This is a genomic window from Trichocoleus sp. AS-A1 (assembly GCF_039962015.1).
Lineage (GTDB): Bacteria > Cyanobacteriota > Cyanobacteriia > Cyanobacteriales > FACHB-T130 > FACHB-T130.
This window is the reverse complement of sequence record NZ_JAMPKG010000006.1, coordinates 197,944-206,718: the sequence shown is the minus strand read 5'-3', so window position 1 is coordinate 206,718 and position 8,775 is coordinate 197,944. Positions and strand designations below refer to the sequence as shown.

At 43.6% G+C, this 8,775-nt stretch carries 10 protein-coding genes and 1 tRNA gene; 7 read left to right on the top strand and 4 right to left on the bottom strand.

The window, feature by feature from the left end:
• The first annotated feature begins 345 nt into the window (after positions 1 to 345).
• From NC994_RS07140 to NC994_RS07130, 3 genes are all read left to right on the top strand, one after another.
• Positions 346 to 1,122, top strand: coding sequence for a class I SAM-dependent methyltransferase (locus tag NC994_RS07140; RefSeq protein WP_190437143.1), 777 nt, complete (start codon positions 346 to 348; stop codon positions 1,120 to 1,122).
• Between the two features lie 15 nt (positions 1,123 to 1,137).
• Positions 1,138 to 1,482 (top strand): cupin domain-containing protein, encoded by a 345-nt coding sequence (locus tag NC994_RS07135; protein WP_190412689.1) that lies wholly within the window; start codon positions 1,138 to 1,140, stop codon positions 1,480 to 1,482.
• 79 nt (positions 1,483 to 1,561) lie between these two features.
• On the top strand, positions 1,562 to 2,065 hold the full coding sequence (locus tag NC994_RS07130) for a hypothetical protein (protein WP_190437139.1): 504 nt from the start codon (positions 1,562 to 1,564) through the stop codon (positions 2,063 to 2,065).
• A gap of 267 nt (positions 2,066 to 2,332) precedes the next feature.
• Here NC994_RS07130 and NC994_RS07125 read toward each other — a convergent pair whose 3' ends face one another.
• The 3 genes from NC994_RS07125 to NC994_RS07115 all read right to left on the bottom strand — a co-directional run bounded on the left by NC994_RS07125 (position 2,333) and on the right by NC994_RS07115 (position 5,442).
• Positions 2,333 to 2,863 carry a hypothetical protein gene (locus tag NC994_RS07125; protein ID WP_190437203.1) on the bottom strand — a complete coding sequence of 177 codons (531 nt, stop codon included), beginning with the start codon at positions 2,861 to 2,863 and terminating at the stop codon, positions 2,333 to 2,335.
• A 137-nt stretch (positions 2,864 to 3,000) separates the two neighbouring features.
• A complete protein-coding gene (locus tag NC994_RS07120) occupies positions 3,001 to 4,077 on the bottom strand; it encodes a hypothetical protein (protein ID WP_242032552.1) in 1,077 nt (358 codons plus the stop codon).
• Positions 4,078 to 4,608: 531 nt separating this feature from the next.
• Complete coding sequence (locus NC994_RS07115; RefSeq protein ID WP_190437136.1) at positions 4,609 to 5,442, bottom strand: rhodanese-related sulfurtransferase; 834 nt, start codon at positions 5,440 to 5,442, stop codon at positions 4,609 to 4,611.
• A 172-nt stretch (positions 5,443 to 5,614) separates the two neighbouring features.
• Here NC994_RS07115 and NC994_RS07110 point away from each other — a divergent pair.
• From NC994_RS07110 to NC994_RS07100, 3 genes are all read left to right on the top strand, one after another.
• Positions 5,615 to 5,687, top strand: a tRNA-Ala gene (locus NC994_RS07110).
• A gap of 101 nt (positions 5,688 to 5,788) precedes the next feature.
• Positions 5,789 to 5,971, top strand: coding sequence for a hypothetical protein (locus NC994_RS07105; protein WP_190412684.1), 183 nt, complete (start codon positions 5,789 to 5,791; stop codon positions 5,969 to 5,971).
• A gap of 18 nt (positions 5,972 to 5,989) precedes the next feature.
• Entirely contained in the window at positions 5,990 to 7,267 is a 1,278-nt protein-coding gene (locus NC994_RS07100) for a family 10 glycosylhydrolase (RefSeq protein ID WP_190437132.1), read from the top strand.
• Positions 7,268 to 7,556: 289 nt separating this feature from the next.
• On the opposite strand, the gene NC994_RS07095 is transcribed toward NC994_RS07100, so the two are convergent.
• The gene (locus NC994_RS07095) at positions 7,557 to 7,778 is read right to left on the bottom strand and encodes a hypothetical protein (RefSeq protein WP_190412909.1); all 222 of its coding nucleotides are present in this window, start codon (positions 7,776 to 7,778) and stop codon (positions 7,557 to 7,559) included.
• A 48-nt stretch (positions 7,779 to 7,826) separates the two neighbouring features.
• Here NC994_RS07095 and NC994_RS07090 point away from each other — a divergent pair, with 48 nt between their 5' ends.
• Positions 7,827 to 8,723, top strand: coding sequence for an AraC family transcriptional regulator (locus NC994_RS07090; RefSeq protein ID WP_190412682.1), 897 nt, complete (start codon positions 7,827 to 7,829; stop codon positions 8,721 to 8,723).
• The last annotated feature ends 52 nt before the right edge of the window (positions 8,724 to 8,775 follow it).

The following is an 8,775-nucleotide window of genomic DNA, read 5'->3' as shown; positions in this document are numbered from 1 at the left end:
TCAATCTCTACTCGACTTGAGACTAACATGCTCAGGCTCAATTAATTAGTTTTTTTTGATGTAGCTCTATCAGCCCCTATGCCACTACCTATAGCGTACCTGCGTAAGTCCTGCTTTTATTGAATCCACAATCCTAAGGAACCTCACCCCCAACCCCTCTCCGTTTACGGAGAGGGGCGAATATTGAACCCCTGCCCGTTCGCCGAAAGGGCAGGGGTGGGGTGAAACTTTACTACATCTCATAGAGAACTGCTGTAGATAATTCCCCCAATATGAGCTAGCTCAAAGACTTACTTGAACCTTCCTGTCAAAGTGAAGATATCACCACACAGGAGGGTCAAGGAAATGACCAACGCTACCCTCGACTTCCAAACCGCCACCGGACATCAAGTTCTAGCCGCAGCCGGAAAGAAAATGTTGCGACCTGGCGGACGAATTGCCACAGAGCAATTGTTTGAGTGGGCAGACTTCCAAGCAGGTGAGACAGTTCTGGAACTAGCTTCTAGTTTTGGCTACAGCGCGATCGCTCTGGCTCAACGCTACGGCGTGCGGGTGGTCGGCGTAGAGAAAAACCCCGAAAGTGTAGCCCGTGCCCGTGCCAACATTGAGGCGGCAGGGTTAACAGCTCAGGTGGAAATCATTGAGGGCGATGTGTTCCACCTGGATGCCATTTCCGAACAGTTTGATTATGTTTTGGCAGAAGCGATTTTAACCATGCAATCTGTACCAGGGAAAGGCAAGATTTTGGCTGGGGTGCGCGATCGCTTGAAGCCAGGAGGCAAATTTCTTTGCCACGAATTACTCGCCCGTAACCAGGAAGCAGAGATTCATCAAGCTTTAGCACAGGTAATTCGGGTCAATTCTACCCCGTTATCCCAGGCAAATTGGCTGGCTGCTTGTGAAGCTGCTGGACTGCAAGTACAACAGCATCAAACCGGGTCAATGGGTTTGTTGAATCTGCATCGGGTACTTCAAGACGAAGGCGTTGTGGATACCCTCCGGATTCTGTGGAATGTTCTGACGCGCCCAGCGCTGCGGAAACGAGTTTTGGCAATGCGCTGTGTCTTCCAGCAATATCAACAGGATTTGGGTTACATCGTCCTGCGTGCAAAACGCGCCTAAAAAAGTGAATCAATCATGACTAATACACTGATACCTCATCCATCTTTAGCGATTCAATTGTCAGAAAAGATTGAGTATCCCCAGCAGGGAGTCCTCAGCAAAGTTTTGCTTAAAGATTCCTGCTGTCAATACACGCTGTTGTGTCTAGCCGCAGGTACAAATATTTCTGAACACTCCTCGCCTCGAAATGCAACCGTCCACGTCATTGAAGGGCGAGGGCTATTAACTTTGCAAAGGCAAGAAATAGCACTTGAACCGGGCGGTTTTATCTTCATGCCTGCCAATGCTCCCCACGCTTTGAAAGCCGAAGAAAATCTAGCTTTTCTGCTGACGCTTTCGGAAAATCCCCAACAAAAATAAGTGGCGACTAACTGAGGTAGCTCATAGTCCCACCATCTTCAAACTGCAATACTAATACTCAGTCACCAAGAAATTAACCATGCTGAATACTTTTACTCAACACCTCAACCTATCGACTTCTGAAGTAGAAACGCTACTCTCATTCAGCTTGCAGGATTTGCTCAACTCGCCTGCAATTCAGCAGAAACTAGATAGTTTAAATATCGCGTTGCTGCAACAAACTTTGCCTATAGCAAAGACCGTTTTGGAAGACAAGCTACCGCCTTTTTATGATTGGCTCAAAAACGAGTTAAAGGTGCAGCGCGTCCCAGATGGTCCCGATCATACGACTCAATGGGTGGTTAATTTCCTAAAGCGTCAGGAAAGCCTGATGCGCTTAGTTGAGCTGCATCGTCCCGTTCCCCGTCTCGCTCTAGAACGCTCAACTCCTCGCCTGGTAGGATTATTTGAGGCTGTAGAGGATGCCCAAGTGCGTCAGGAATGGCAAACAGCGATCGCTGCTTTGTGTCTCGTACTTGCAGTTGATGCCCGCGAACGCGATCGAGTTGGTGTTGGCGATCGCGTTCGCCAAGTAGTGGCCTAATTTTGTTGAGGGTGGCTGCACTGTAGCCGCCCTCTTTCAGACTTTGCTCTTATCTCCAGTGCGGTAAGAAGAACAAACCATCAAACCAGTAAGCGATCGCATCTCAACCACGCCACCGGAAGCTAAAAAGCGTCCCTCTCTCAACTTGCAAACTTGGTACAGGCCGAGGTTTTACTGATGCATCGATGACACAGCACAATCGTGATTCTTTTATCTAGTTTCTAATTCTTGGCTCAGTTTCTCTGGTTTGTTCTGGCAATTTTCACCTCAGTTAACACCCATAAAATCAACTCGTCTTTGAAAATTTGTCTCAACAGCAATGCAAGTATTTAATACATCTAATATGTTTTTGCGGAGCGCTCTCTCTAAAGAGTATTTGCGTTCTTTGTGTTGAAGTCTTGATAATTGATAAACAAACAGAGTAGCTACTTGATAAATTACTTTTAATTCATAGAGTGAATCAACTTGAGATATCTTAATGGCTAAAACCCGAAGTTGATAACATATTTCTTTCGCTTCTTCTTTTGTTGCGATGTGGTCTTGATAGTAATAGTTAAAGGTTTCTGCTAAATACTGTGCGTATTTAGCTGTATTTTGAATTTGATGCTGTGCATTCTCAACAGGAGCAAGAAATTTATCAAGTAAAAGCTGCTGTACATAAGCATCACGAAGGCTAGAGTCAGAAATAATTTGAAGTTCTTTCATTCGCTGTTCGTGTTTTCTTTGTTTTTCAGCATAAACTTCTTTGATAAGAGCCTCAAACAAGCCTGCCAAAGGATAAAATGCGCTAGCAGCCATATTTTCTATCATATTTAAAGACTTATAGAATTATCGGTTAACTAAGTAGCGCGATCGCTCCCACCGTTCATTCAAAATTGGAGATTTTTTAGTAGGAGCTGAGCGCGTATAAACTGAATTTTACAAAGAGCGATCGCTTATCCCAAAGCGTCAAAATTCAGAATGGTTTGCTCAATCTTTTGGGTAAATTTTACCAGTTCTTCAGTAATTCCAAAAAGCTTATCTGCACGGATGAAGATTTCCCAGGCGCGAACGCACATAAAGCCGATACCAATCACTGCAAGAGGAACAGCAGCGTAACCAAGTAGAGCCGCAATTGGTGGGAAAATTATACAGATGCACATCAAGATGCCTGTAATTACACCACCAGCTAATCCAGCTTTTGCTGTTGAAATAGCAACGTTACGAATTAGCTCATCTTGCGTAATTTTTCCTTCAGCAAAGGATAGTGAATTTTCTAAAGTTGAGAAGACAAGCTCAATCACCGCTGCTACCAAAGCACCTTGAACAACGGCTCCAATTACTTGCTCTAAACTTGCTTTAAAAGCTGCATCGCCAAGGACTTTACGTGCTGCTGCAAGTTCTTCAGGAGTCATATCAACTCCACCACGAGATCGGTTGATTCGGAAGTTCTCGAAGATGCCGTTTGAAGCTTCTTTTCCTCCACCGTTAACGTGTGCTTTTATATGGCTCCAATCCTTATCACTGCAAAACTCGCGAATCGCCTCATATCCTTGAGCGCGAGTTTGTGCTGGAATCGTCTCATACACCTTGGCAGCTTCTTGAACATTACGAATGCCTTCGCGTACCCCAGCTCGGTGAAATTTCAGTTGTAAGTTGTGAGGTAAGTTCTCAAATTTAATATTATGAGCAACTTTGAATGCCTCTTGTGCAGCAATTGTTGCAGCGCCAGTAACGGCGCTAGAAGTTTGTTGAGCCTCAATAATTAAATTACTCGCAGCTTCTTGGGTTGTTGAGATCGCCTCTGATACTGCATTTTGAGTATTTAAAACAATCTCTGATGCTGTTTTTTGAAACGTAGAAGCTATGGAAGTGACTGAGTTGGAAACCTCTTGAATTGCACTATCTGTAGCCTCTTGGGTTGTTGAGATTGCCTCTGATACTGCACCTTGAGTATTTGAAACAATCTCTGAGGCTGTTTCTTGGAACCTAGAACTTACAGCTTCTATTTCCTGGATATTAATTTTAAACATTTATTCGCTAAGTAAAAAACTCAAGACAATTAATATGTATAACCAGTGCCTATACAATGCAGCTTAAATAAAAGAGGCGCGAACGCCTCTTTTATTCCCCTGAAATACTGGGAAATTTCACTCTAGCCTTGTAACATCCAACACGAGTTAACTATATTGAAAGCTACTATTTGTGAAACCGTCAAGGACGGCAAATCAAACTTCATTAAAACTTCTAAAATATTGAATTATGTACGGAAATTATTCGCCTAAGTAAAATTTCCGTGAAGCAAAGCTATCCCGCAGGGAATCGCCCATCTTCTCTTGTGCAAGGATAAGAGCGATCGCTATTTATCCATGTCTGCAATGCATGGAAGCGATCGCGCTTATATCGCTCTTATACCCACCAGGATAGGGCGAACAGACTTAGCACTCCAAGCTGATGTCGCAACAAGGAAAACACAGCCGCTTGCAAGGTAAGCTTTGCACTGCGATCGCGTATCCTGAGAATCTGCCCAAATTAATTTGTCGCCACCTTTGTTACGGTGCTACCTATTTTTCCTGGGTGAAGCGATCGCAACAGTAGGGACAGCAAATCCCTTGCTGATAATCAGGCGAAGTTTGATCCGCTTCGGAGATAGGATGACCGCAACGAGGGCACATTTCATGCGTTCCTATCTCCAAACCCTCGCGTACAGCAACCCGTTGATCGAAGACAAAGCATTCCCCTTGCCAGAGACTGTCTTGTGGGGGAACTTCCTCTAAATACTTGAGAATGCCGCCTTTGAGGTGATAAACCTCTTGGAACCCTTGAGCCATCATAAACGATGTCGCTTTTTCGCAGCGAATCCCGCCAGTGCAGAATAAAGCTACCTTTTTATGTTTGCTCGGGTCGAGGTTATTGCGAACATAGGCGGGAAACTGCCGGAATGAGGCGGTTTTGGGATTTTGCGCTCGTTTGAAGGTGCCAATCGTTACCTCATAATCGTTGCGGGTGTCAATAATCGTCACCTCTGGATCGGAAATCAGTTCATTCCACGCTTGTGGACTGACATAAGTGCCGACGCGATCGCTCGGATCGATTTCCGGCAATCCCAAGGTGACAATTTCTTTCTTCAACCGCACCTTCATCCGGTCAAACGGCGGAGAATCGGCATAAGACTCTTTATGCTCCAAGTCAACTAGGCGCGGATCGGAGCGTAAAAATGATAAAACTGAGTCGATTGCTTCACGAGAACCCGCGATCGTCCCGTTAATACCTTCTGCTGCCAGCAGAATTGTCCCTCTAATACCCTGTCTTTTGCAGTGCGACAATAAGGGGTCTTGCTTATCGGCAAAATCTGGCAACTTGACAAATTTATAGAAAGCTACAACAACTTGGGTCATTTCCCCACTCAACAGCAATGAGTAAAAATGTTTTACGCTGGTTCATCACCTAACCTAACAGAGTAAGCTTCTGTGATGATATGCATCTAAATATTTCTTCCTCTACCCCCTTCCCTAATGGAAGCAGATGAGCTAATATAACAAAAGTGTCTGAAGTTCCGACTTCAAGTTTGGGGGTTTAGCTCAGTTGGTAGAGCGCCTGCTTTGCAAGCAGGATGTCAGCGGTTCGAGTCCGCTAACCTCCATTTATCTTGTCAATTAACACATTATTTGTCGTCGTTAACAGATTAATGTCGTTTAACGACGTTGTAAACCAATTCGTGTCATTTAATTAATTCTGACAACGATGAACGCAGTCTTAGGACAGGTTGTTGGTTTTTGTCGCCGCAGTGATGCGGAATTAAGCGATCGCGAAGTGAAGTACCTAGATATACCACCATTCTCTCTAAATTCTTCCTTCCGCGCTTCCAAAGTATCTGTTACTACAAGCAAGCCTCAATTGAGTCAAGAGAGTTACTCTCCGAGTTGAACAATCACCCTTGTTATCATGCCACCTAAAAAAGAAAATAATGGATGTGGATGTGCGAGTATTCCATTTTCATTAATCATCGTTTTGTTTGGAGTTGGTTATTGGGGTTTTAGGCAGCTAGATCGTCTAAATATCAGCCAATTTTTGCCTAATAATCAACAAAATAATCAACAACCAACGACTCCTATTTTGACCCCTGCGCCTAGCCAGGGTGTAACGGTTGTCAAATCGCCCCTTCCACAAGCAATTCCGACTGGCACACCAACAACAAAGCCACAAGTTATACCATTACCTGTTACAAATTCGCCCCTTTCGCAAGCGACTCCGGCTGGCACACCAATAACCAAACCACAAGTTTCAGCATTACCCGTAACCCCCAAAAATTCACCATCACCTCAAAATCCTTGGGAGAAGAAGAAAATAAGGGGAATTTATTTAAGTCGATATCAAGTAACTAATAATGCTAACGAAAGAACGATTCGCGAACGAGTTCGTTATTACCGCTCTCAAGGAATCAATACAATTATTCATGGAGTGTGGGGGAATGGTTGCACGATGTATAACAGTGAGGTGATGCAGCAAACCCTCGGATATAAAAGTTGTCCTAACCAATTTCAAGATCGATGGTTAGATTGGCTGATTGATGAGGCGCACAAGCAGGGAATGCAAGTTCACGCCTATTTTGAGAAGGGCATTAAAATTGATAAAAATAGCCCAATTTTCGACTTGGCAATTTCTAAACGATGGATTGTGCCTGGGGTGGATAAAACCTACGCTGGCATCGATCACTACTTACTGGATGTGGAACTCCCAGAAGTTGCTAACTTCTTCAAAAAGATATCAGTAGAATTTGTCAAAAAGTATCCCCATATCGATGCGGTTCAGTGGGATGATTACCTTGGTTATCATGCTGAATTACCTGGAAAAGTCGATCGCACCGCCCATTTGACTAATTTTGTGCGGCAAATGAGAGCTGATATGAAGAAAGCTAACCCCACTGTTAGTTTCGATCTTTGCCATCATAATCCTTATTGGGGTAAACGTTATTTTGCGGCTGATTGGCAGAATTGGAATATCGATCGAGTTTTCATTCAAATTTATAACGATGCTAACTTCAACCAGGAGCTAGATTATGCCGAAAAGTATGAGGGAGTAGCCATCTCAGATAAGCAGTTATATCGCTTAAAAGAATTGGTTAATAACCCCAAAATTAAGAGTATTTTGGTTTTTCCATCCTCTGGAAAACCCGAAGAGACTGCTGCTCTTCTCAAAAATGCTATTCCAGTCACTAAGTAAGGCAATGATTTCCGCAGTTTGCCTCTAACTTCTTGACGATACATGATTGAATAATTTAAGCTTTCTCAGCAGCCCCAAAACGGAAAACTGAGAGAATGTTTACCTAACGCCTGCTTCCAATGGTTCTGTAACTGTGAAAAGTAACGTAAGAAGCAAGTGCGATCGCCCTTCTTTCTGCCCAAGGATGATTGCGGATCTTCAATAATTTTAGGCGTAGAAGGACGCGATCGCATCTTTCTATAAATGTTTCAAAACGTGTGGGCAGAAGCCCACCATACAACAAAACTAGCTATTTCTTCCAGGGAAGTTTAGTCCCCATTTCAGTCAGCGCCGAGAAGATGAGATAGAAGACGAGTACGCCAACACCGGCAAGAAAAAGAACGATATCGTTGTCCATTCTGATAGCAGGGTAAATAGTAAGTACCAGAATCAATAATCGCAAAAAAGGTAACTCTAATAACTGCTTTAAGCTTTTCTTTTCACGGATAAAGTGTCCCGGTGTCACATTCATTCGGTTAACCCCATAAACTAAGGATAGCCATGCAAAGCTATACCAGTCATGCCAGAAGCTCAACTACCGAATATCGATCTCACACAAGAAAAAGTTTGGAAGCAGCTTGTCCTAAACGCACCTGTACTCTCAAGTAATACTTCTGCGTGGTCAGGTATTCACTTCGCTTATCATCGACAGTCTGCTCACGAACTTCCTGAATGTTGCTTTGCCCAGCATATTATCACCATCTGTGTTGGGCAATTCGAGATAAGACTAAAAAGAAATGGACACTGGCAGAGTGAGCGCTATACAGATGGTGATGTTGGTATTTTTCCCGCCAATCAATCAGATTTAATCGCTAAATGCGATCGCAAAGCTGAGTTTATTAATCTTTATCTTGAACCAGCAACATTTGCTCGTGTTGCGTATGAATCAGTTGATGCAGATCGAGTAGAGATAGTGCCGCAATTCAAAGTACACGATCCGCTGATTCAGCAAATTGGTTTATCACTGAAAACTGAACTTGAATCAGGTGGAGTAGATAGTCGTCTGTACGCTGAGTCTATGGCAACTGCTCTCTCGGCTCATTTGCTACAGCGATACTCTGTCAAGAGATCGCTCATGTCAGACTACACCGGAGGATTACCTCTTCACAAGTTAAGAGAAGCGATCGCTTACATCAACGACTATTTAGATCAAGACTTGATGTTGGCTGAAATTGCCGCCACCGTTCAGATGAGTCCACATTACTTTGCCAGCTTGTTCAAACAATCTACCGGATTTGCACCGCATCAATATGTAACCAAATGTCGGATTGAGAAAGCTAAATTGCTGCTAGCTAGGCAAGAGTTGACAATTGCAGAAATACTTCAGCAAGTAGGTTTTAAGAGTCAGAGCCACTTTACCAGAGTCTTTCGTCAATATACTACAACTACGCCAAAAGCCTATAGGGACGCTCTCTAAGATTTTTGGAAGATTAGAACATTTTCAGAAGAATAGGCAAGACAGCAATATC